Source organism: Sorangium sp. So ce1153 (genome assembly GCF_051521595.1).
Taxonomy (GTDB): domain Bacteria; phylum Myxococcota_A; class Polyangia; order Polyangiales; family Polyangiaceae; genus Sorangium.
In genome coordinates this window covers 9,469,365-9,492,784 of sequence record NZ_CP150361.1, presented here as the reverse complement: position 1 = coordinate 9,492,784, position 23,420 = coordinate 9,469,365, and the positions used below count along the sequence as shown (strand labels likewise).

The following is a 23,420-nucleotide window of genomic DNA, read 5'->3' as shown; positions in this document are numbered from 1 at the left end:
CCCCGGGAGCGAGCGAGTCGCCAGGGAGCGGCGCGCTCGCCGCGGGCGTGGGCCCTTCCCGCCTGCCGGCGGCGGCGGGACGCTACGGGAGGCCGTGCCTGGACAGCACCTCACGGACGCGATCCAGCGGAAGGGCTTCGACGCGTCGGCCGTTGCCGGCGGTCGTCTCGGCCGTGAAGAGCGAGTTGTAGATGGCCTCTTCCGTCGCCTCGATCACGGCCTGAAACAGCGCGGAGGTGTCCTCGTTGGAGAGCTCTGTCGTGACGAGCCGCCTCGCGCCGGAGGGGCGCCGGACCGATGCGCTCGTCGAGAAGGCGACGGCGTAGTCGCCGGAGCCGCTCGCGGCGGAGGAGCCCGTGCGCGCCAGGCCCAGAATCGCGCGGGCGGCGAGGCGCCCGAGGTTGCGTTCGGAGAGCGGCGCGTCCGTCGCGACGACGATCATGATGGAGCCGTCTCCCCGGTCCGCCTCGACCTCCGATCGGAAGGCGTACCGGCCGAGCTCCTTGCCGACCGGCGCCCCCATCACCTGCAGCACGCCGCCGAAGTTCGACTGGACCAGGACGCCGACGCAGGCCCCGCCGAGCGGCGCGGGCAGCACGCGCGACGCGGTGCCGATCCCGGCCTTCCATCCGAACGCGACCGTCCCGGTGCCCGCGCCGACGCACCCCTCCGGCACGGGGCCCCCGCGCGCCGACGAGAGGGCCGCGCGCACGTGCTCGGCGGTGATCGGCCGGAGTCGGATCGCGTTGAGCGCGCCGTCGTTGGTCTCGCCGACGACCGGGTTGAGCGAGCGCACCTCCTCCATGCCCGGCTGCGCCAGCATCCACGCCACGAGCGCGTCGGCCGCCCGGAACACGGAGAGCGTGCTCGTGAGGAGGACGGGCGTCTCGAGCTCGCCCAGCTCGCGGACCTGCGTCGAGCCGACGAGCTTGCCGAACCCGTTGCCCACGTGGATCGCCGCGGGGACTCGGTCGAGGTAGAGGTTCGCCCCGTGAGGGAGGACGGCGGTGACGCCGGTGCGGATCGCGTCGCCTTCGATCACCGTGGCGTGCCCGACCCGCACGCCTTCCACGTCGGTGATCGCGTTCAGCGGGCCCGGGGCGAAGATCCCGGGCGCGACGCCGAGCTCACGGGCGCGCACGGCGCCCCCTGACGGGCAGTCGGGCCCGGGCGCCACGCGCGCGCGGCGCGCCTCGTCGGGGAAGCAGGCGCCCGCGCCTCCGCAAGGAGAGGGGCTCTGCCGGGTGATCGGCCGCGGTGTTCGCCCGGGTCGCGGGAGGTGGCGAGTCGAGACGTCCGGCATCCATGGAGATGCGTGATATCAACCTCTGTGCCAGGGGCGCCGGTCACCCCGGATCACGTCATGTCCGCGCCAGCGCGCCGGACGCGGACCTCCTTGCCATCGAACGCGATCACGAGAACATGGAAAGGATCGGCCCCTGCGGCGCGGAGCTCCGCGGCGTAGTCCTTTCCGCGGGCCTGCTCGATTCCTTCGTCGAGCGCCTGCTCCAGCGTCCTCTTGCCCCTCGCCACCTTGAGCTCCAGCACGACGCCGGGCCGCCCGGGCTCGCTGGGCAGGATGAGCACGTCCGGGCGGCCGTTTCCCGACTCCCGGTTCGAGCGCACCCGGTGCCCCGGCTCGAGCGCGGCGAGGAGGCCCAGCACGAAGACCTGATAGACGCTCTCCGGTGCATCCGCTGTGTCGGCGCCGAGGTCATGATACGAGAGGACGTTCTTCACGAACGCGCCGAGCTGCCGCTCGACCAGCGCCGCGTCGCCCCCGAGCAGCCCCTGGATCAGCCGGTGCAGGTCGGTGCCCTGGTCGCGCACCCGCGCCTCCAACCACTGCTGGAACGTGCCGGAGTAGAGCAGCCGCACCTCGCGGTTGGGGATGGAGAGCCGGTGCGCCGCCTGCTCCATCGCGCCGCGGGGGCGCTTCTCCGCCTTCAGGTAGCCGGAGAACACGAGCAGGCTCCAGAGCGCCGCGTCGCTCTGATCGATCCGATCGAGCGGCACGTTCTCGTCGAGCACCGTCTCGAACCCCTCTCCCAGCAGGAGCGCCTCCAGCGTGGGCCCGAGGCGCGCCGCGTGCTTCTCCAGCGTGGATTTGATGAGCTCGTTGGAGCTGGTGTTGAGCCAGTAAGGCTTGAGCTCTGGCTCCTGGTCGGCGAGATAGGAGAGCACCGACCAGGGGTTGTAGATGACCGTCCCGCCGAAGTCGTAGCCGTTGTACCAGGCGCGGACGAGGTCCATGGCGTCGCGCTGGCCGGCTCTGGCCATCAAGGCCTCGACCTCCGGCTCGGTGAAGCCGAAGCAGGTGGAGAAGGTCCTCTGCAGCAGGGTGTACACGGCCAGGTTGTTGAGGCCAGAAAAGATGCTCTCGCGCGCGATGCGCAGGACGCCCGTGACCACCCCGCGCTCGAGGTGCGGGTTGTCCTTGAGGCCGACGGTCAGGAACGCGCGAGAGAACTCGAGGATCTCCCGGGCGTATCCGTGGATGAACCCCGCATGGATCGGCTCGTCGTACTCGTCGATGAGGACGATCGCCCGCTCGCCCGTGGCCCGGTGCAGGTACCTCGACAGATCCCCGAGGGCCTGGCGGTACAGCGCGGCCTCGGCCGTGCCGTCGAGGATGGCAGCATAGTTTCTGCGCTCGAGCGCGCTCAGGGCGCCCTCGTCGAGCACCGCCCGATGCTCGTCGTAGAGCGCCTGGATCTTCTTCGTCAGATCCGCCCAGCAGCCCTCGAACGTGCTCGCCTTGACGTCGCGGAAAGTCAGAAAGATGACCGGATAACGCTGGAAGTGACCGCGGTAGGCGTCGCCCGCGCTCCAGACGGCGAGGTCCTGGAACAGGTGAGAGAGGTCCTCGGACCGCCTCTCGAAGAAGCACCGGAGCATCGACAGGTTCAGCGTCTTACCGAAGCGGCGGGGGCGGGGCAGGAGCAGGACCTTCGTGCCCTCCCGGTCGATCATCTCGACGAGCAGGCCCGATTTGTCGATGTACTCCAGCCCCTTCTCCCGGAGCTCGCGGAAATCGCTGATACCGAGGGGGATGCGCAGGGGCATGGCCGCCGGGGGAGCGTGGAGACTGCGGCGCGGGAGGTCAAGCTCGACGCGCTGGCAGGTCGAGCTCAACGCGCTGGCAGGAGGACGCGCGCGCCGCGGGCGAGCGTCACGGCGTCCACGTGGCCCATCAGCGGTCGCTCCGGCACGACGACATGGAAGTGCGTGTTCGACCCCATGTGCGTGAAGACGCCGTGGTGACGCTTCGAGAAGAAGCCCACCAGCGTCCCCTCGGCGGCGGCAAGCACCCCGCTCACGGACGCCCGCGCGTGGTCCGCGTGCCCGCCGCCGGGGGCGAGCTTCCTCCCGTCGATGACGTGCCAGCTCAGGTCGCGGAAGCTCCCGTGCACCTGGACCGGGACGGCGCCCTCCGCGTCGAGGCCGCGCTCCCGCAGCAGCGCCTCGATGCGCGCGTCGAGCTGCCCGTCGGGCACGTCGGCGTCGAGCGTCGCCTCCTGCCAGCGCGCGACGTCGGCCACGACGAAGAGCGCCGCCTGCTCCTCCGCCCCGCCGCGGCGCACGTCGGCGGTCCCGTCGTCGCGCGGATACGACGTCCAGATCGCGTCGTCGACGACGGTCACCTCGCCGCGCAGCTCGCTGAGCGCTCCGATCCCGAACGCGTGCGGGCCCGGGACGACGTCGCCGATGCGCACGGCGGGCCCGGTCTGCCCTTCGTGCATGATCGCGCGGAGCGCGCCGAACGAGCGGACCGGCGCCGCGCCCGCCGTGCCCGACGCTGCCGCGCCCGGCGCGGGCCCCGCGGAGGGCTCGCTCGAGGGATTGCACGAGGCGCTCGTGGCCATGAGAAGGGCGAAGGCAACGGCGCTACGTCGCGTCGCTCGCATGAGGTGGCTCCTCGGTCGCGCGCCGGAGCGCGCAGTTCAGGACGTGCAGCGCCCGCACCACGGCGGCGCGCTCCGCGCAGGGGATCGCGTCCAGGATCGACTGGAACCGCAGCAGGCTCTGCTCCTCCAGGTGCCCCGCCATGCGGCGCCCGGCCGCGGTGAGCCGCAGGTGACGGACCCGCCCGTCCTCCTCGCTGACGTCCTGCTCGACGCGGCCGTCGTCGCGCAGGCGCTGGATCAGCCGGGTGACGTTGCTCTTGTCGATGCCGAGCGCTCTCCGCAGGTCGCTCTGGGAGAGCTGCGCGCCCGCCTGCTCGGCCTCCGCGAGGACCGCCAGCGCGTGGGCCTCGCGCGGCGCCACCCGGACGCCGCACGGCGTGCGCTCCTCGTCCAGGAGCCCGAACCCGCGCACGAAGGCGCGGACCTCGGAGCGGAGCTCTCGCGTGGTCACCGCCCGAGAGGAACACAGATCGTTGCGTACCGCAACCATTTCCGCAAACGCGTGGCGCCGCGCGCGCGGGCGCCGGCGGCTATCCCTTGAGGCCCGGCGCCGGCTGCGTCCGCGCGAGCTCGTCGGGGTAGCGCTGGAACCACGCGGACAGCAGCAGCACCTCGTCGATCTCGCTCAGCGGCACCGGGGCGGCGGCGGGCTCCACGGGGCCGAACACGTCGGCCGCGAGCCGGTCGAGCGCGCGGCGCTCTCCGTCCGAGCGCGGCGCCGGGACCTCGGCGCGGACGCTGCCGCGCCGGACGAGGTACACCCTGTCGTCGCCCTCGTGGCCAGGCACCGTGTAGAGGAACGAGAGCGACTCGAGCGCGAAGCGGAGCCGCTGGAGCTCGCCGCGCAGCGCCGTGAGGCGCTGGATCCGGTCGCGCAGGGCGGCGGCGCGCTCGAACTCGTCGCGCGCGCCGCAGGCCTCCATCTCGTCGCGGAAGCGGCTGATGGGGCCGTCGCTCCGGCCCTCGAGGAAGGCGCGGGCGAGCTCGACCTGGTCGCCGTACTCCCGCGACGAACAGCCCGCGACGCACGGGCCGAGGCAGCGCTTGATCTCGTGACGGATGCAGCCGGGCGTGCGGGGCGACAGCGTGAAGAGCGCCCGCTGCTCGTTGAAGTGCATCGGCACGTCCTCGGCGCAGTCGCGCAGCCCGAGCGCGTTGGAGAGCGCGCGCACCGCCTCGCGGACGCGGCCCGCGCCCGTGAACGGGCCGTAGTAGAGCGCGCCGGGGTCGCGCGCGGGGCCGCGCACGACGTGGAGCTTCGGCGCCGGCCCGCGCGTGACCTTGATGAAGGCGTAGCGCTTGAGATCGCGCTTCATGGCCACGTTGAAGCGCGGCCACAGCCGCCGGATGAGCCTGAGCTCGGCGAGCAGCGCCGCGAACTCGCTCGGGCAGTACTCCCACGCGACGTGGCTCGTCTGCCGGAGGATGCGCGCGCCCTTCTCCTCGGGATCGCAGCGGAAATAGCCGAGCAGCCGGGTGCGCACGCGCTTCGACTTCCCCACGTAGAGGACGGAGCCGTCCTCACCGAACATCCGGTAGACGCCGGGCCGGTTCTCGGCGCCCGCCCGCACGAAGCTGCGGAGCAGCGCGAGCCGCTCCTCATCACCAGGTCTCTTCCGCGTCGGGAGCAGCGCCTCGCGCGACATCGACCCATGTTCTTGCGACGCCGCGGCGGCCGCGCAAGGTGGTCGGCGAGCGCGGTCGACGCGAGGGCAGGCGAGCTCAGGAGATGTTGAGCGCGAGCCCCCCGGATTGGCAGTCGCCGCGCCGCGCCACACGCCGCGTCCGCTCGCCCGCGAAAGGCTTGACAATCATGTGAGCAACTCTCGCGTAGACGAATTCATCTCATGGCAAGCAAGAGCGCCGATCGTCAGTGGTCGTCCCGGGGCCTGATCGCGCGCACGAGCTTCTGCGCGCTCGCCATGCTGGAGACGACGCTGTGGTGCTGGACGGCCTTCTCCACCGCCGCCATGAGCCCCGACACGTCGCCGTTCTTGTCGAAATAGCCGAACGCCTTGTGGGTCGAGAGCAGATCTTGTTTCTCGAGGATGTCCTGGAACGCCGTGTAGAAGATGATCGGCACCTTCGGGTACAGCGCCTTGATCTTCAGGTAGGCCGTGAGCCCGTCGATCCCCGGCATGCGGATGTCCAGGATGACCAGGCTGGTCATCTCCGTCACGCCGGCGATGCCCTCCTGAGCGCTCGCGTACAGGCGCACGTCGTAGTCGTGCCGCAGCGTGAACGCGAGCGCCGACCGCATGCGCGGATCGTCGTCGATCACGACCACGATCGGCCGCTCCTTCGGTGTCTCCTCCGGCGCCTCGTCCGAGGTCCCGCGAAAGCGCCTGGTGAATTTCGCTGATGTCATCTCGGCGCCTCCTCTCAATTCTCCGCGAGGTTCTGCTCGATACGGCCGTGGGGGGTGCCGGCCGGCTGCGGCTGTCCGCGCGACATCGCGCGGGGGAGCCGGACGATGAACGTCGTGCCGCGCTCCGCGTCGCTCTCGACGGCGATCGTCCCGCCGTACATCGCGACGATGCGGGAGACGAAGCTGAGCCCGAGGCCAACGCCGGTCGTCGGCTTCGTCGAGAAGAACGGCTGAAAGACCTTCGAGAGGTTGTCGGGGGAGATCCCGTCCGCGTTGTCGCTGACGGTGAGGACCTGGAGCTCCCCCTCGTCGACCGTCGCGATCCGCACCCGCCGGCCGCGGCCAGCGTCGACCAGGAGCAGCGCGTCGCGCGCGTTCAGGACGATGTTGTTCACGATGGAGTCGAAATGCGACTCGTACCCGACGACCGCCGAGCCGCCCCGGAGATCGAGCTCGACCGACACGCCCTGGCGCGCGAACTCGTCGCGGTGCCGCGCCGCGACCGACTCGACGACGCGGCGGAGGCTCACGGCCTCGTTGCCGGCGAGCGCGACGCCGAGCTTCGAGTACTCCAGGATGCTGTTCGTGACGCTCAGCGCGCGCGCCGTGCAGTCGCCCACCATGCAGAGCACGCTGTCCAGCGTCTCCTCGGCCCCCTCGAGATCGCCCAGCCGGGTGAGGACCGCCTCGAGCTTGCCCTCGGGGATGTCGTCCTTGAGCAGGTCGAAGAGCTCGCCCAGCCTGGCTGCGTTCTTCGCGCACAGCGTCTCGCCGCCCTGGGTCACGGTCCCGAGCACCATCGCGGCCCCGGAGAGCGCGTTGCGCATCTCGTGCGCGAAGCCGCCCGCCATCTGGTTCTCGACCGCCTCCCGCTCCAGCCGCACGATCGTCGCGTGCGCCGCCTCGAGCTCCGCCGTGCGCTCGCGGACCTTCTGCTCCACGCCCGTGTAGAGCCTCGCGTTCTCGATGGATATCGCCATCTGCGAGGAGAGCATCGTGAGCAGCTCGAGCCGCTCGCGGGTGAACGTCCCGGTCGCCGTGTTGTTCTCGAGGTAGATGGCCCCGTAAAGGCCGTTGTGGTGGACGATGGGCGTGCACAGCACCGACCTCGGGCGGCGCTGGGCGACGTAGTCGTCGCGCTGGAACTGCCGGTCGGTCGAGGCGTCGACGAGGACGACGCTCTGGCCCGTCCGCGCGACGTACTGCACGATCCCGGCCGGCACGAGCGGGCGAGCGCGCGCCGCGGCCTCGTCCAGGGGCAGCCCCGGGAAGCTCGCGTCGTCGCGGCCGTCCGTCCAGTCGATCTCGACCTCGACCCGCAGGCCGTCGCTGTCGCGGAGCACGAGGCAGCCGCGCTGGGCGCCCGCGTTCTCCATGGCGACCGACATGAGCTTGCTGAGGAGCCGGTCGAGCACGATCTCCCCGGAGATCGCCTGCGCCGCCTTCAAGACCGTCCTCAGGTCCAGGCGGGATGCGCCGAGCGAGGTCGTCGTGACGAACGTCCGCGAGGGCGGTACCTCCGGCGATCGCTGCGAGAGCGCCTCGCGCGCCGCGAGGTGCGGATACCGCTCCTGGAGGTCCTGCGTCTTGCGGACAGCGCCCCAGAGGTTGTAGTGATAGCACGCGTCCGAGAGGTACACGCGCGCGAGCTTCTCCTTCCCCTGCGCGAGCCAGAACCGCCCCGCCAGCTCGCAGGCCACCGCGGCCTCGTTCACGTAGTCGTGCTCCGACGCGGAGGCGATGGCGCGGTCGTACAGATCGAGGGCCTCGGCCGGCCGGCCGTCGAGCCGCGCGAGCTCGGCCTCCACGAGCAGGTACCTGTGCAGGAAGTTGCTGGCGCACGTCTCGGAGAGCGCCCTGAGCTTCGCCTGGTTCTCGGCGAGCTTCGCGCGATAGCGCTCCTTCTCTTCCGGCGAGGCCGCCGGGTAGAGCGCGGTCATGGAGAGCGAGTAATAGAAGGTGTGCATCGGCGTGAACACCTTGCCCGTGCTGGCGCCGAGGGTCGGCTCCGTCTCGGCAGCGTGCTTGTAGGCGAGCTCGTATTCGCCGAAGACGAAGTAGAGCATCGCCTGCGCCGTATGGATGTAGTTGACGGTGTTGAAGTTCCTCGTCGCGTACAGGCCGGGGAGCACGCGCTCGGCGTCGAAGAACTCCCCCTCGATCTTCGCCGCGTGCTCGGACCTGCCGCTCAGGTTCCGGATCGCCTGCCGCCACACGCTGAGCTGGTTGATGACCTGCTCTTGCTTGAACCGGAAGACCTCCTCGATGTGCCGCTCGAACATCGACTCGAGCTCCAGGAGGTTCTGCCCGGAGACGGCGCCGCAGACGAAGCCGTTGATCAGGCAGTACGCCGCGCTCTCGGCGTCGCCGTTCTCGGCGTAGCTCAGGTACCCCTCGAGGAGCGGCGCCTGGCTCTCGCGCGCCGGACGGTAGAAATGCCGCGAGAGCCCGTAATAGAAGTTGTAGACGCTCGCCTTGTAGAGCGGCTCGTCCCGGCGCCGGTGCACCTCGATCGCCAGCTCGCCGAACTGGGATCCGGCCTTGATGTCGCCCACGGCGGCGTTGACGAGGACGCTGAACGCCGCGAACGCGTAGGACGAGAGCGGCGACTCGCCGTGATCCATCGTCAGGCCGAGCCCGCGGCAGATGAAGAGCCCGAGCATCTCCGGCGCGGCGAAGTACGACGCGTGGATCGCGCGCCGCAGGATCACGAGCGCCGCCTGCTTCGAGGCGTCCGTCATCGGGGGGAGCCGGCCGAGGCGCCCGAGGCCGAGCTCGGCGACCTGCTTCGTCGTCGTCGTGTAAGCGTCGACGAACTCCTGCGTGCCCGGGCTCGCGGGGAACGTCTCTCCGAGCTGCGCGAGCGCCTCCACGGCGATGTCCACGGCCTTCCGGAACTCCGCCTGCGTGTGGTGATAGAGGATCAGGAGCTCGTAGAGCTTGCTCCTGCTGATGACGTCGTTAATCTCGCACAGGGCCGCGTCCACGAGCTCCTTCATGGCGCCCCAGTCGGCGTTCATGCACGCCGCCTCGGCGGCGCCGACGTGGAGCGCGCTCGTCAGCGCGTGATCGCCCTGCCACGCGCCCGCGGGCAGGAGCGAGAGGCCGCTGGCGAAGTAGCCGCGCGCGGCGTCGAAGGCGGCGGAGAGCAGCGCGCGCCGGCCCGCGAGCAGGTTCAGCTCCGCGAGGCGCCGGCGCTCGGCGGCGTCGCTCAGCAGGTCGGCGCCGCGGTTCAGGTGGTAGACGATGTCGAAGACCTTCTCCTCGGGGTCGCGGCCGCCGAGGCTCCGCAGGAGGAGCCGGCCTATCTCGGCGTGGAGGCCGCTGCGCTCGTCCTCCTCGATCATGGCGTATGCCGCCTGCTGGACGCGATCGTGGAGGAACCTGTAGTCCGGGAAGACGAGCGGCGCGGCGAGGTCGTCGGGCGCCGCGGGCTCCATCGGGGACAGCGGGACGATGAGGCCCTCGTGCAGCGCGGGCAGGAGGTGCCGGTAGGCCTCGCCGCGCGTCTCCTCGCGGATGACCGCGAGCCTGCCCAGGTCGAAGCGGTTGCCGAGGCAAGACGCCGACATGAGCGCCCGCTGCGTGTCGCCGGGGAGGCCTCGGAGCTTGCCGATCATCAGGTCGACGACGTTGTCGGTGATGTTCCTGGACTCGATGTACGCGACGTCCCACGTCCACGTCGCGCTGCCGGCGTCGTACCGCAGGCACCCGGTCTGGTGCAGCGTGCGGAGGAACTCGTTGACGAAGAACGGGTTGCCGCCGGTCTTGCGCGCGACGAGCGCGGCGAGCGGCATGACCGCCGCGGCCTCGGCGCGCAGGGCGCCCGCGAGCATCCGACAGACCATCTCCGTGCTGAGCGGCCCCGGAGAGATCTCGCGCACGACCGCCCCCTCCCGCCGCAGCGCGCCGATCGCGGCCGACAGCGGGTGAGCGGCCCCGACCTCGTTGTCCCGGTAGGCGCCGATCACGAGCAGGCCGCGCAGCTCGGCGTCCGTCATCAGGAGCTCGATGACCCGGAGCGACGCCGCGTCGGCCCACTGCAGGTCGTCGAGGAAGACGGCCAGCGGGCGCTCGGCGTCGCAGAAAACGCGGACGAAGTTCCGCAGGACGCGCACGAAGCGGTTCTGCGACTCGGCGGGCCCGAGCGCCTGGACGGGCGGCTGCGGGCCCACGACGAGCTCGATCTCCGGGATCACGTCGACGAGGACCTGCCCGTTCACCCCGAGCGCCGCCTTGATCTTCGAGCGCCACAGCGCGAACTGCGACTCGGGCTCGGCGACGATCTGCCGCACGAGGTCGCGGAAGGCGCTGGTGAGCGCGCTGTACGGCGTGCTCCGCTGGAGCTGGTCGTACTTGCCGGCGACGAAGTACCCGCGCACCTCGGTGATGGGCTTGTACAGCTCGTGCGCCAGCGCGGACTTGCCGACCCCCGAGTACCCGGCGATGAGCATCAGCTCGGTGCCGCCCCGCGCGACGCGGTCGAGCGCCTCGAGCAGCGCCTGCACCTCGCGCTGGCGTCCATGGAGCTGCTGCGGGATGCGGAGCTCGCCGGACGCGTCGGCGCGCCCCAGCGGGAACGAGGAGACCTCGCCCGCGGCCCCGAGCCGCCTCTGGCACGCCTCGAGATCGTGGAGGAGGCCGGCCGTGCTCTGGTAACGGTCCTCGGCCGTCTTCGCCATGAGCTTCATCACGAGGTCCGACAGGGCCTCCGGCACGCTCGGGCACTGCGCGCGCGGCGGGGTGGGATCGCGCGCTATATGGCAGTGCACGAGCTCCATGGCGTCCTTCGCGCCGAACGGCGCCACGCCCGTGAGGAGCTCGTAGAAGGTGGCACCGAGCGAGTAGAGGTCGGTGCGATGGTCGAGCGACCGGTTCATCCGACCGGTCTGCTCGGGAGAAATGTAGGCCAGCGTCCCCTCGATCACCGCGGGGCTCTTGATCGACAGCTCTTCCCGCGAGAGCCGCGTCGAGATGCCGAAGTCGATGATCTTGATCGTATCCGTCTCGCGGTTGAAAACGACGTTGGACGGATTGATGTCCTTGTGTATAATTCTGCCCTCATGGACATCGTGGAGGGCGCGCGTGGTGCCGATCGCAAGCCGGAGGAAGTCGGCGGCGTCGAACCGTCCGCTCTGCGCGAGGTGGTGCGCCAGCGAATGGCCGCCGAAGTCCTCGAGGACGAGGAGGAGCCCTCTCTCATGTCTGCACAGGTCGAGCGCCTGGACGACGCCCGGCGCATCCAGGCCGCGGAGCACCGCGTACTCGTGCCTGTAGCGCGTGAGCTCCGCCTGGCTGGGATAGTCTGAGCGCAGCAGCTTGAGGATGACGGAGCGCCCGTCGCCGGCGCTCCGGCCTCGGTAGACGAGCGAGTTGCCGCTCTCGTAGATCTTGGCGGTCGCTTCATATCCGGAGATCGTCAGCATCACTCCCCTTGACTGACGTGGCCGCGCTCCGGCGCTGTTCGACGCGGTCGAGCCCGGAGCACGGCGTGGCCGGCGATGGTTGCGTCCCGGATGGTACCACGAAGACACTTCGCCGTTTGGTGAGTCTCGCTGCCGGGGTTGCGTGATGTGCGCTGCTGGAGACAATCCGACCGTGCAGGGCGAGGGGGGGCGAAGTGGGTGAACCTGGGCGCCTGGGGCCTTTGACGACGCCGCTCGGGCGAGCGCCCGATACCGTCGTTGCGTCGCGGTGCTCCGGCGGACATCGCCTCGGGCGCCTCCCCGGGCGCGAGCGCGAAGGGGGGAGTCGATCGGGCATTCACGCTCATTATGGAACGCTTGCGTTGCAAAGCGTCCGGGAAGTAGCTTGATGCCATGTCGACACGAGCGTGCGAGTCGCACGCTCTGCGCCATGTCGTCGCGCGTCGTGACGGCCGCTCAAGCAAGCTCTGTATGCACCACGCACCGGACCTCTTCGCGACATTGCAGCAGATCGTGCGGCGGGCCATGGCGATCGCTCCTCGGTCCCCGCGCGGTGGCCTGCTGCTCTGCGAGGGGCCTCGCCTCGTCTACAGGGCGCTCGAGGGGTTCGACTCGCCCTCTCGCCAGGGCGTGAGCCTGCCGGCCGACGCGGGGCCCGCCGTCGCCGAGCAAGAGCAGGCCCCGCAGGCCCCGTGCGCTCCGAGCGCGGCGCCCGAAGCGGCGCGCGGAATGTGCGTCGTCAGTGCACAGGAATGGTATCGAGCGCACCTGCCTCCCGCGGTCGCGCCAGGGGGCGCCGCGCCCGCCGGTGCCGGTGTGCTTGTCGCGCCCATCCATCTACGTGGGGCGCCGGTCGGCTACCTCGCCCTGGAGCAGGCCACCCTGGAGCCGCCGAGCGACGAGCGCAGCGCGATGATCGAGGTGTTCCTGGACGCCGCCGGCGCGGCGCTCGAGCGGAACAGGCTCTATGACGAGAAGGCGAGATCCGCGCAGGAGATCCGCCTGCTCGAGCAGGTGCTGAGCGTGGTGGGCACGACGGTCAGGCCGCACAACCTCATCGAGACGCTCGCCCAGGGCATCAAGAGCGTGCAGATCGAGCCGCAGTGGTCCTCGGTGGAGCTGTGGCTGATCGAGGAGGCGAGCCGCGGGGACGACGCGGCCCCCACCGCCCACGCCGCCCACCCCGCCGCGGCCGCCCCCGCCAGACACGCGCTCGAGGCGCGCGTGTACCGGGCGCCGACGACCGCCCCGACGACGTACTTCCACAGCCTGCGCGACGGCGCCGTCGACGCCGCGCGCAGCCTGGGGATCACCATCGATTTCCGGCTCGGCCCCTGTGACGGCGAGGGCTGCCAGCGGGAGATCCTCGACGACGGCATCCGCCGGGGCGTCGACGGCATCATCATCGCTCCCGGCGCGCCCGAGGCCGCCGAGGAAGCGTTCCGGCGGGCGGCGGAGGCGGGGATCCCCGTGATCGTGGTCGACACGCCGCCGGTCCCGGGCAGCCGGGCGCCCCTCTACATCGGCACGGACAACGTGGCGGCGGGCAGGCTTGCGGGCGAGATGATGAGGCGGCTGCTCCCCGGCGGCGGCGTCGTCGCGTCGCAGCGGCCCACGCGGCACGCGATCAACACCCGCGAGCGCATCGAGGGCTTCCGCGCGGCGCTCTCGGGGTCGAGCATCACCGTGCTGCCGCCCGACGAGGACTGCGACTACGATCAGGCGCTCGCGACGGAGTTCGCCCGGCGGGCGCTCGGGGCGCGGCCGGGCCTCGCCGGCGCCTTCGGGGTCGCGGGCGAGAACGGGCCGGCCTGGGGCCGCGCCGCGCGGGAGCTCGGCAGGGCGGGAGATCTCAAGATCATCGGGTTCGATCTCGTCGCCGCCACGGTCGCCCTGCTCCGGCAGGGCGTGATCCACGCGACGATCGTCCAGCGCGAGTACGACATGGGCCGTCGCGCCACCGAGATCCTCCACGGGATGATCACCCGGGGCGTCGAGCCCACGCTCGCGGAGCTGCCGGCCTCGCGGATCCTCCACACGGGCGTCGACTGCGTCACCCTCGAGCACACGCCGTGGTCCACGACGCTGAGCGATCACCTGGCGCTCGACACGGCCCGCCGGGTCGCGAGCCGGCGGGTCGACCGGGCCCCGGCCGGCGCCAGGCCTGTCGAGGTGCTGCTGATCGGCGTCTCGGCGCGCGAGGAGGCCGTCGTCGAGGAGCGCGTCTCGCTGTCGCCGCGCTCGCTGCTCGCCCGGGTGATCGCCGCGGACCGCCCGCTGGTGATCGACCCGGCCGAGCACGAGGGGCCCGAGGACGCCGCCCTGTCCCGCGGCCACGCCGGCGCGCGCACGCTGGTCGGCCTGCCCCTGCGGGCCCGGGGCAGCGTCGTGGGCGCCATCGTCCTGAGCACCCAGCGCGGCGGCGCCTGCGCGGCCGAGGACCTGTGCTTCCTCGAGCGCGTCGCCGGCACCGCGGCGGTCGCCATCGAGAACGCCCGGCTCTTCGGCCGGATCTCGGAGCGGACCGACGCGCTGGAGCGGGCCAACCGGCAGCAGGAGTCGATGCTCCGCACGATCAACGAGCTGTCGAGCCCCGTGGTGCCGATCGCCGACGGCGTCCTCGTGATGCCCGTGGTGGGCACCATGGACGCCCAGCGCTCCAGCCGCTTCATCGAGTCGCTGCTGAGGGAGATCGACGAGCACGACGCGCGGGTCGTGCTGATCGACGTCACCGGGATGGCGGTGATCGACGCCGAGGCGGCGAACCAGCTCGTCCGCGCGGCGCAGGCGGCCGCGCTGCTCGGCGCGGAGGCGGTGCTCGTCGGCGTGGCCGGGAGCGCGGCGCGGATGATGGTCGCGGAGGGCGTGGACGTCGGCGCGATGACCACGCACGTCGACCTGGCGCGCGGCGTCCGCTACGCGCTGGCGAGGACGGGCGGCCGCATCGTGTACCAGGGCTGAGCGCGCCGCCGCGCCGCGGCGGCGGTTCAGGCGGCGCTCTCGGCCGGCCTGAGCTTGCCCTGCGCGGCGCCGGCGCCCTCCGCGGCGCCTGCCGCGACGCGGGCGCGGAGCATCGGGCGGAACGCCGCGCGGTAGGCGAAGGCGAGGTAGATCTCGAGGGCGAGGACGAGCCAGGCGACCGGGTTGCCCGGCGCGAGGAAGGCGTGGAAGGCGACGATGTTCACGACGATGGGCGCGAGGAGCGCCAGCGCGAGCGGGACATAGCGGTTCGAGAGCAGGAGCGCGCCGGCGACGACCTCGGTCCCCTTGAGCAGCGGGAGCATGTACCCGGTCGCGGCCAGCGCGCCCGCGAAGCTGGCGGCGGCCTCCGGCGCCGGCGGGTGCGGCATCAGGTGCAAGAAGCCGTCGAGCCCGAAGACGAAGAACACGAGCCCTTGAAGCGTGCGGGCGGCGGCGGGGGCGAAACGTTTGACGTTGATCATGACGAGCCTCGCTGGGTGAGGCGGGCTCGCGCGACCCTGTTCGCCGCCGCGCCCGCCCCCTTCCTATGGGCGCTGGCGAGCGCCGGTGCTATTGTGCAACGATTCAACGCAGCGTTGCGTTCTGGCAACCTGACCCGCAGCCTGGCGCGATCGACCCCGACGCCAGCCACCCCCAGCCCCGTTGAGGTCCCGCATGCCTGTCCCTCGCGCGGCAGCCCGAGCGCAATCGCCCCGGGCGCCCCAGCTCGACGAGATCGCCGCCTTCGTCAGGGTGGCGGAGCTGGGCTCGTTCACGGCCGCGGCCGCGCAGCTCGGGGTCCCGAAGTCGACGGTGAGCCGCGCGGTGACGCGCCTGGAGGAGGGCCTCAAGGTGCGGCTCCTCCAGCGGTCGCCGCGCGCTGTCGCGCTGACGGACGCGGGGCGCCGCTTCTTCGGCGACGTGGCGCCCCACATCGCCGGCCTCCGCGACGCGGCGCAGGCGCTCGACGACTACCAGGGCCAGCCGCAGGGGATGATCCGGCTCAGCGCGCCGCCTGACGGCGGCGAGTCGTTCCTCGGCGAGCTGCTGGTCGAGTTCGGCGCGCGGTACCCGCTGCTGTCCGTCGAGGTGGACCTGTCCTCTCGCCAGGTCGATCTCCTGCGCGAGGGCTTCGACGTGGCGCTGCGGGCGGCGCGCGAGCTCCCGGGCTCCTCGCTGGTCGCGCGCAAGCTGTTCGATTCCAGCGTGCAGCTCTTCGCGGCCCCTTCGTACCTCGCGCGCCGCGGCCTGCCCCGCGCGCTGGACGAGCTGGCCGACCACGATCGGGTGGTGTTCCTCCCGAGCACCCGGCGCGGCCAGTGGCCCGTGGACGACGCGCGCGCGGTGCGCGACGCGATGTCGACCGGGCGCGTCGCCACCGACAACTTCCAGCTCATCCGCTCGTTGCTCCGCGCGGGGGGCGGCATCGGGCCGCTGCCGCGCGTCCTCGCCGCGCCCGACCTGGCGAGCGGGCGCCTCGTCCACGTGCTGCCCGAGTGGTCGCAGCGCGCTGGGACCTTGTACCTGGTCTACCCCAGCGCGCGGCACGTGGCGCGGAACGTGGCCGTGTTCCGCGACTTCGTCATCGCCTGGGTCAAGCGACTGGCGTGATCGGGGCGCCGGTCGTCGGCAGAGGGAGCCCAGGCGAGTCGGGGTAGCTCGACTGGCGTTCACGGCCGTACGCCGTGACGCACACGAGACGAGCTCGAAACGGAATTGCAACATTGCGATGCCGCCGCAATGATCTCGTCATCTGCCTGTCTGCCTGATCGATCACCCGCCGGCGGGTGGTGGCCGGATTTGAACATGAAGGCGGGAAGGCGGGAAGAAAAGATCAATGATCTTCCTGCCTTCCCTCCTTCATGTGAATCACTCCGGGGCAAATTGGGCCACCACCGGCCGGCGCCCCACGCTCCGACAGCGCGCGACCGCGGAGGCTCGAAAGCGCCCTCCTCACCTGCCACCGTCGCTCCGGGACAGGGCCCAGCACTTACCTTTGTATGTACCTTTAACCAAGGTCGTGCCTCCGGCGCGACGGCGTACCTGCTCACACACCCCGATCGAGCCATTCAGGGGCTGATCTCCTGGAAATCCCGGCGGCCGCCGTGCAGCGCGGCGCTGCTGGGCACGGCAGACCGAAGCGAGCGGATTCATCAATTTACCCGAGCCGGGTAGCTCCAGATGAGCGCCGGATCAGCACCGGATCAGCACCGGATCAGCAATCAGTAGAGGAGAGGTCCCCGCATGTGGCACGACCTCGCCACGCTTCAGCCATGCAGCACGCCGGTCCGAGTGAATCAGGCTCCGCCGCGCAGCACACGGTACAATTCGAGCCGGACTGCATTCGTGCCGCCCCCTCAAACGTCAAACGCACGCGGGGTCGGCACAGGGGTAGAATGTTCGCGCCCCGCTGAAACGGAACGGAACTTAACACTGCTTAACATCGCTGGATCGGTTCACCACATACGATGCTCTGGTGGGTCGATATTTCAATACGCGTCGACGATTCCTCGATTCGACCATCGACACACGCGCGACGATTTGATCCTTGTTATTGTCTCGAAGTGATCTAGATTGCGGCTCTCGCGAGCGCTGCGGCGCAGCATGTCGTTCGAAGCTGGGGCCATGTTCCTCGTCAGTCTTCGCAACAGACGCCTTGAGACGGGGATCCGGGGGGAGCGGCGGGGTAACTGGCACAGGCGTTGCTGACGAGTTGCTGACGAGACGCGCGACGGTACAGCCGGCAGAACATCGGAAGAGGGGAGGCCGAGGCGTCGTTCCTGGCCGCTCTCGATGACCGATGTGGGGCTCCGTGAGAGAGGGCCGCACGAGCGAGGACCGCCGTGATGCCGGCTCGTCGCGGCAATCGCCCGGGTGCGGTTCAATCAAACGATGCAAAGGCGGTTTTACGAGATGAAACTTGCGAAGTCGCATGAGCGATTCATTGCTCGCAGGGGATGGCTGCCCGAGCGCGCCCTCCTTTCGGTGGGCCAGGGCCTATGAGCGCGACGGAGCTCGTGGCATCGGCGCGGCTGACGTCCGTCGAGCGTCCGTCGGACGCGCCGGCGGGGGTCCCGGCGGCCTCGGTTCCTGGCGCGGCGAGCGCGGCGTCGAGGTCCTTCAAGGCTCTGATCCCCGCGCGGCTGAACCTGCTGCTCGCGGCGATCTTCGGCGTCTCCCAGGCGTACTTCCTGGTGCTCTATCCCCTGGGCCTCATCCGCGAGCCCTCGGCGGCGATCGCCGCGCTGGTCGTCTCGGTGGCCCTCGCTTACCCCTCCTGGGTGCTCATTCACGAGGGGATCCACAACATGCTCTACCCCGCCCGCGACGCCAACGACCGGGTGTCGCGGCTGCTCAGCGTCCTGCACGGGTCGCCGTTCGCGGTCCTCAAGCTCGTCCACCTCCTGCACCACAAGTACAATCGCGTGGAGGACTACGCAGAGGCCTACGACCCGGCGCGTACATCGTGGTCGAGGGCGGCGGTCCACCATTACTACACCGTGCTGGCGGGGCGGTACTGGAGCGAGGTCCTCGCGTGCCTCATCGTCTGGCTGCCGCAGGGTCGGCGCGACCGGGTCATCAAGGACCTGATCGGCGACGGCGAGATGGGCCGGCGGATCAAGTCCACCCTCGCGAAGAAGAGCACCCTCCAGGAGGCGCGCACCGACGCCGCGCTGTGCCTCGCCCTGCTCGGCGCGTCGTTCTGGCTTTACCGGCACGACGTGTGGGTGCTGCTCGCGGCGCTGTCGGGTCGAGCGCTCCTCGTGTCCTTCTTCGACGACGCCTACCACTACGGCACGGCGCGCAACCTCCCGGAGGCGCCGCAGCCCGCCCGCAACCACGAGCTCGGCCCGTCCTGGCTCGTGCTCCACTTCAACCACCACGGGCTGCACCATCGCTATCCCAGCCTGCCCTGGAGCGCCTTGCCGGCGAAGGCCCGCGAAGAGGGGCTCGTCTACGATGGCGGCTTCGTGGCGTCGGCGCTTCGCCAGCTGCGCGGGCCGATCCCCATCTCTGACCTGCCAGCGCCGGCCCCCACGGCAGGGAGCCGGGCTCGCAACGGGAGCAGCTCGAAGGTCTTGAACGGTTCAGCGGTAACAGAGGAGAGAACATGAATTCTGCGCGTCCCACGGGCAAAGAAATCACAGTGCGCGAGATCAACACCGAAGCGGGCATGCGCGACGTGATCACGCTGCGCGACCGCGTGTACGTCGACGATCAGGGGCGGCTGAACTCGGTCGACGACACGAAGGAGACGTTCGACAAGTACGACCAGTACGGCACCTACTTCGTCGCCTACAACGACGCCACCCCCATCGGGGCGGTGAAGATCATCCGCGACTCGGAGCTCGGGCTGCCGTGCGAGTCGACCGCGAAGCTGACCGTGGACCTGAACGATTACCGCGCCAAGGGGGCTCGCCTGGTCGAGTTCGGCCACCTCGTGAGCGCGCCGGAGGTCCGCTCGCAGGGGGTGGGAATGCAGCTCATGCGCCACGGGCTCGTCTTCAGCATCACCATGCTCAAGGCGACACACATCCTGGGCGACTTCTTCGCCGACGCGAACGGGAACTTCCAGCACTTCTATACCCAGACGGGCTTCGAGCCGATCTGCGAGCCCTACCAGGACGTGCGCTTCGCGGGCAGCCCGCTGAGCGTCGTGGGGATGGTGGCGATCGAGACGGCGTTCAAGCTCTGGCGCGAAGGCTCGGAGAGCCAGAGGAAGCTGCTGCAGTTCTTCTTCGCCGAGCTCGACACGCGCCGGGCGTCGCCTCCGACGCTCAGCGCCGACGCGCGGTGACCCGCCTGTCGCTTCGAGGGGGCACGCTGGCTGGTAGCATCATCGGGAAGGTTGAATGAACATGAACGACTCCAGTGACTCCTTGGCGTACAGGCAGCTCGTCAAACCGCGGCTGGCGGAGAGCCTCGCGACGATGGGCCTGGACGTGGTCTACCACCGGGCGCAGGGGGATCACGTCTACCTGCGCGATCAGTCCGGCAAGGAGATCGAGGTCCTGGACATGGTCGGAGGCAACGGCTCGTTGCTCTTCGGGCACAACCATCCGCGGGTGATCGCCGATCTGCGGGAGGCCCTCGCGGACGGGATGGTCGTGCACGCGCAGCTCTCGATCCGGCGAGAGGCCGGGCTCCTCGCCGAGACGCTGGTGAAGGTCGCTCGTCGAGACTCCGGGATCGACGAGGGCTTCGTCGTGCACTTCGCCAACAGCGGGGCCGAGGCGATCGAGTGCGCGATGAAGCACGCTGAGGTGACCCGGATGTCGAAGCTCCTCGCCGCGTGGGACGCGCTGCGCCCGGAGCTCGAGGAGGTGCAGCGCGCGGCGCGGGCGGGGGAGGTCTCCATGCCCGAAGGCCAGCTCGAGCACGCGTCGATCGCGTCGAAGTTCGGCCGCGTGAGGAGCCTCGAGGAGCTCGTGGGCCGCGTGCTCGCGCACAACCAGGCACAGCTGACGAGGCGCCCGATCTTCGTCGGCCTGGAGCACGCGTTCCACGGCAGGCTGGTGGCGAGCGTCCAGCTCACGTACGCGGCCCGTCCGCCGTACCGCAACCTCGGCCTGAACGTGAGGTTCCTTCCCCTGAACAGCCTCGATGCGCTCGAGGCGCTGAAGGCCGAGCTCTCTCGCGAGGAGAGCCTGGACCTCTACGGGCTCAAGGTCGAGGACGGGGCGGTGCGCCTCACCAAGCGCAGCCTGTCCGCCGTCGCCGGGGTCCTGGTCGAGCCCATCCAGGGCGAGGCGGGGGTGCTCGAGGTGTCGTCCGAGTTCGGCGCGGCCCTGCGTCGGTTCTGCGACGAGCAGGGGTGCCCGCTCATCCTCGACGAGATCCAGAGCGGCATGGGCCGCACCGGCCGCTTCTTCGCGGCCAGCTGCATCGGCCTCAAGGGGGACTACTACGTCCTCGGGAAGTCGCTCGGCGGCGGCGTCGCGAAGATCACCGCGGTCATGTTCCGCGCGTCGCTGTACCAGCACGACTTCGCCCTGCACCACAGCTCGACGTTCTCCGAGGACGACCTGTCGTGCCGCGCCGCGCGCACCGCCCTGGAGATCCTGGAAGAGAACAGCGGCGCGACCTACAGGCACATCGAGGCCACGGGGCGACGGCTGCGGGCGGCGCTCGAGAGGGTCCACGCGTCGTATCCCGAGCTCACGAAGGAAGTGCGCGGGCGAGGGTTGTTCCTCGCGCTGGAGTTCTTCCCGCCGCTCGGGTCGGGCTCGCCGCTCCTGCGAACCCTGGCCCAGTACAAGCTCTTCGGTTACCTGCTCTCGGGCTACCTGCTGAAGGCCCATCAGATCCGGATTGCACCCACGGGGAGCGCGACCAACCTCCTCCGGTTCCATCCGTCGATCAACCTGGACGACCGGGCCATCGAGTCCATCGAGGTCGCGCTGCGGCGGCTTTGTGACATACTGCGGCACGAGGATATCTTTCACCTGATCTTCCCGCTGACGAACTCCACACGTCCCGTCCCGCGCACGGAGGTCCGAGACTTCCGGCCTGCGCGAGGTGATTCGCCTAAGGATGGCCCGCCGGGAGCGTCGCCCGGCCTGATGGACAGTCGACTGAGCCTGGAGGGCTTCAGGAAGGCAGAGCCCTCTCTCGCAGACCTCACGGACGGAGAGGTGGGGGCGTTCCTGTCGCGCCTGATGGAGATCGGGCGCAGGGTCGGCTCGCTCCAGCATCGACAGGTCTGACGCGGGGATTGCGACGAGCGCCGAGGGCGCTCCCCACGTCTCGCTCTGCGCCGGGCGCGCGTCGACACGACGCGCGCTCCGGGTGATGGAGGGCGCCGCTCCGGCGCCCTGGTCGCGGCGGTCCATCCGCCGTGGCCCGAGGAGTACATAGGTCCGGTTGGCCGCGGGCTGAACGGTTGATCCAGAGCTGACTTCCTCTCTCGAGGATGTTGGGACAGCCCTGCCATCCGACCGCCTCGAGCGTCGCTCGCCGGGCAGGTTGGGCGGCCGCTTTTTGCAGACGGCCGCGGCTCGGGACAGGTGCTGGCAAAGACCCGAAGCGTGGGCCGTGGCGCAACAGATATTCAACAACGGAGACTCTCTTGATCATCGAACATGACATCGAATCTTCGAGCCTGGATGAAGCCCCCAAGCAAGCTGGGGTCGCCTCACGGGGCCACGCGAGGCCCATCGACAAGGAGCTGCTCCGCGTCGATCCGTGGGTGATGGCGGTGAAGGTGGCGGTCTTCGTGCTGCTCCTTTCGGCCGGCTACGCCGGGATCCTCTCGGGGCACATCGCCGGGAGCGTCCTCGGAACGCTGCTCGTCGGCGCGATGTTCGCGCACGGGGTGGAGCTCACGCACCAGTTTCTCCACGGCACCGGCTTCCGGAATCGCACCGCCAACCGCGTGGCGGGCTTCCTGTGCGCCTTGCCCATGCTCGTATCCCACTCGCACTACAAATCCCTGCACCTGGCGCATCATCGGAACCTGGGGACGCCGGCCAACAAGGAGTTCTTCAACTATGGCAATGTCAAGGGCAAGCACCCCCTCGTGGTGCTCGCCCGGTCCTTCTCGCTGGGTCGGTACCTGAACGTCGCGAAGAACATCCTCGGCGCGCTGGCGGGCAAGACGCCGGACGGCGCGGCGAACGAGCAGGAGAGCCGGGCGATCCGCCTCGAGTATCTGGCGATGCTCGCGGTCATCGTCGGCGCGATCGCGTTCACCGCCGTCACCCGCAGCGATCTCGCCCTCCGCCTCTGGGTCCTCCCGCTGCTCCTGGTCGCCGAGCCGGTCCACTTCTGGGTCGAGCTGCCGGAGCACTTCGGCTGCGACCTGAGCAAGCGGAGCGTGCTCGTCAACACGCGGACCATCCGGGGCAGCTGGCTGTCGTTCTGGTTCACGAACGGGAACAACTTCCACGTCGAGCACCACCTCTATCCGCGCGTCGCCATCGACAAGCTCCCGCGCGTGCACACGACGCTCAGGCACGACATCCAGTACTTCAACCGGAGCTACTGGTCGTTCCTGCGGACGGTCTTCTCCCGGGAGGTCCTCCCCTCGGACCCCATCGACGCGGGCGGCCTCGAGACGTCGGCGCCGCCGCCGAGCGCGCCGGAGAGGACGGCGCCCAGCTTCAGCGCGAAGCGGCCGACGTGCGCGTAGGCGCGCTCGGCGGCCGCTCGGACGAGCCGGCGGCGGGCTCGTCGCGCGGGCGCGGACACCCTCTTCAAGATCAAGACATCGGAAGGATCGTGACATGAGCCTGAAGAGACACCGGACGCCCTTCCTCATGGGCATCCTGGCAGGCACGGTATACGGGCTCTGGGCGGTGTATGCCAACTGGGGCCACGATCTCCCTCATGTGGCTCGAGCGGCCTCTGCGCAGTTCGCGCTGAGCTTCTGCTCCACGTCGTTCCTCACGCTGGTGATAGAGCTCGTGCTGAGGAGAGGCAGGAGCACCCCGAACCTGGTGTTCGCGGCGATCGGCCCGCACGCCGCGATGGTCACGCTGTTCATGACGGTGCACTGGCTATCCGGCACGCCCAACATCCTGAAGACGATCACCCCGTCGGCCTCGATAGGCCTGCTCTTCTGCATCGCCTACGTGCTCAAGAGGAGCCGTGGGCCGCAGGAGGCGCCGGCGCCCGCGCCGGCGCCGGTCATGGACGCTCGGGGATTTGTGGAGCCTCCGGCTCACGAGGTCGCGCCCGGGTCCTGAGGCGGGTATAAGGGCGCGATGACGAGCCGATCTCTTGCCCGGGTCATGGCGTTCGGGGTAGCGCTGATGC

Annotated in this window: 15 protein-coding genes; 7 read left to right on the top strand and 8 right to left on the bottom strand. The window is 70.3% G+C overall.

Annotated elements, in window-relative coordinates; translation table 11 throughout:
* Positions 1 to 82: 82 nt before the first annotated feature.
* From WME85_RS34065 to WME85_RS34035, 7 genes are all read right to left on the bottom strand, one after another.
* Positions 83 to 1,141, bottom strand: a complete 1,059-nt coding sequence (locus WME85_RS34065) for a P1 family peptidase (RefSeq protein WP_437827280.1) — start codon at positions 1,139 to 1,141, stop codon at positions 83 to 85.
* A gap of 215 nt (positions 1,142 to 1,356) precedes the next feature.
* Entirely contained in the window at positions 1,357 to 3,066 is a 1,710-nt protein-coding gene (locus WME85_RS34060; RefSeq protein WP_437827279.1) for an AAA family ATPase, read from the bottom strand.
* Between the two features lie 65 nt (positions 3,067 to 3,131).
* Positions 3,132 to 3,908, bottom strand: coding sequence for an acetolactate decarboxylase (locus tag WME85_RS34055; RefSeq protein WP_437827278.1), 777 nt, complete (start codon positions 3,906 to 3,908; stop codon positions 3,132 to 3,134).
* Positions 3,889 to 4,359, bottom strand: a complete 471-nt coding sequence (locus tag WME85_RS34050) for a MarR family winged helix-turn-helix transcriptional regulator (RefSeq protein WP_437827277.1) — start codon at positions 4,357 to 4,359, stop codon at positions 3,889 to 3,891. Before WME85_RS34050 ends, WME85_RS34055 begins: the two co-directional genes overlap by 20 nt.
* 79 nt (positions 4,360 to 4,438) lie before the next feature.
* Positions 4,439 to 5,554, bottom strand: a complete 1,116-nt coding sequence (locus WME85_RS34045; protein ID WP_437827276.1) for a GIY-YIG nuclease family protein — start codon at positions 5,552 to 5,554, stop codon at positions 4,439 to 4,441.
* A 224-nt stretch (positions 5,555 to 5,778) separates the two neighbouring features.
* Positions 5,779 to 6,276: a response regulator gene (locus tag WME85_RS34040; RefSeq protein WP_437827275.1), complete on the bottom strand. Its 498-nt coding sequence runs from the start codon at positions 6,274 to 6,276 to the stop codon at positions 5,779 to 5,781.
* A 14-nt stretch (positions 6,277 to 6,290) separates the two neighbouring features.
* Positions 6,291 to 11,702: a trifunctional serine/threonine-protein kinase/ATP-binding protein/sensor histidine kinase gene (locus tag WME85_RS34035; RefSeq protein ID WP_437827274.1), complete on the bottom strand. Its 5,412-nt coding sequence runs from the start codon at positions 11,700 to 11,702 to the stop codon at positions 6,291 to 6,293.
* Between the two features lie 471 nt (positions 11,703 to 12,173).
* On the opposite strand from WME85_RS34035, the gene WME85_RS34030 reads away from it, so the two are divergent.
* Positions 12,174 to 14,663: a substrate-binding domain-containing protein gene (locus WME85_RS34030; protein WP_437827273.1), complete on the top strand. Its 2,490-nt coding sequence runs from the start codon at positions 12,174 to 12,176 to the stop codon at positions 14,661 to 14,663.
* A 26-nt stretch (positions 14,664 to 14,689) separates the two neighbouring features.
* On the opposite strand, the gene WME85_RS34025 is transcribed toward WME85_RS34030, so the two are convergent.
* On the bottom strand, positions 14,690 to 15,145 hold the full coding sequence (locus tag WME85_RS34025) for a DoxX family protein (RefSeq protein ID WP_437827272.1): 456 nt from the start codon (positions 15,143 to 15,145) through the stop codon (positions 14,690 to 14,692).
* 193 nt (positions 15,146 to 15,338) lie between these two features.
* Between WME85_RS34025 and WME85_RS34020 the strand changes: the two genes are divergently transcribed.
* The 6 genes from WME85_RS34020 (at position 15,339) to WME85_RS33995 (ending at position 23,350) form a co-directional block, all read left to right on the top strand.
* Positions 15,339 to 16,274 (top strand): LysR family transcriptional regulator, encoded by a 936-nt coding sequence (locus WME85_RS34020; RefSeq protein ID WP_437827271.1) that lies wholly within the window; start codon positions 15,339 to 15,341, stop codon positions 16,272 to 16,274.
* A 1,388-nt stretch (positions 16,275 to 17,662) separates the two neighbouring features.
* The gene (locus tag WME85_RS34015) at positions 17,663 to 18,778 is read left to right on the top strand and encodes a fatty acid desaturase (protein WP_437827270.1); all 1,116 of its coding nucleotides are present in this window, start codon (positions 17,663 to 17,665) and stop codon (positions 18,776 to 18,778) included.
* Positions 18,775 to 19,461: a GNAT family N-acetyltransferase gene (locus tag WME85_RS34010; protein WP_437827269.1), complete on the top strand. Its 687-nt coding sequence runs from the start codon at positions 18,775 to 18,777 to the stop codon at positions 19,459 to 19,461. Before WME85_RS34015 ends, WME85_RS34010 begins: the two co-directional genes overlap by 4 nt.
* A 61-nt stretch (positions 19,462 to 19,522) precedes the next feature.
* Positions 19,523 to 21,370: an aspartate aminotransferase family protein gene (locus WME85_RS34005; RefSeq protein WP_437827268.1), complete on the top strand. Its 1,848-nt coding sequence runs from the start codon at positions 19,523 to 19,525 to the stop codon at positions 21,368 to 21,370.
* Between the two features lie 362 nt (positions 21,371 to 21,732).
* Positions 21,733 to 22,794, top strand: coding sequence for a fatty acid desaturase family protein (locus WME85_RS34000; protein ID WP_437827267.1), 1,062 nt, complete (start codon positions 21,733 to 21,735; stop codon positions 22,792 to 22,794).
* Positions 22,795 to 22,888: 94 nt separating this feature from the next.
* Positions 22,889 to 23,350, top strand: coding sequence for a hypothetical protein (locus WME85_RS33995; protein ID WP_437827266.1), 462 nt, complete (start codon positions 22,889 to 22,891; stop codon positions 23,348 to 23,350).
* Positions 23,351 to 23,420: the final 70 nt, after the last annotated feature.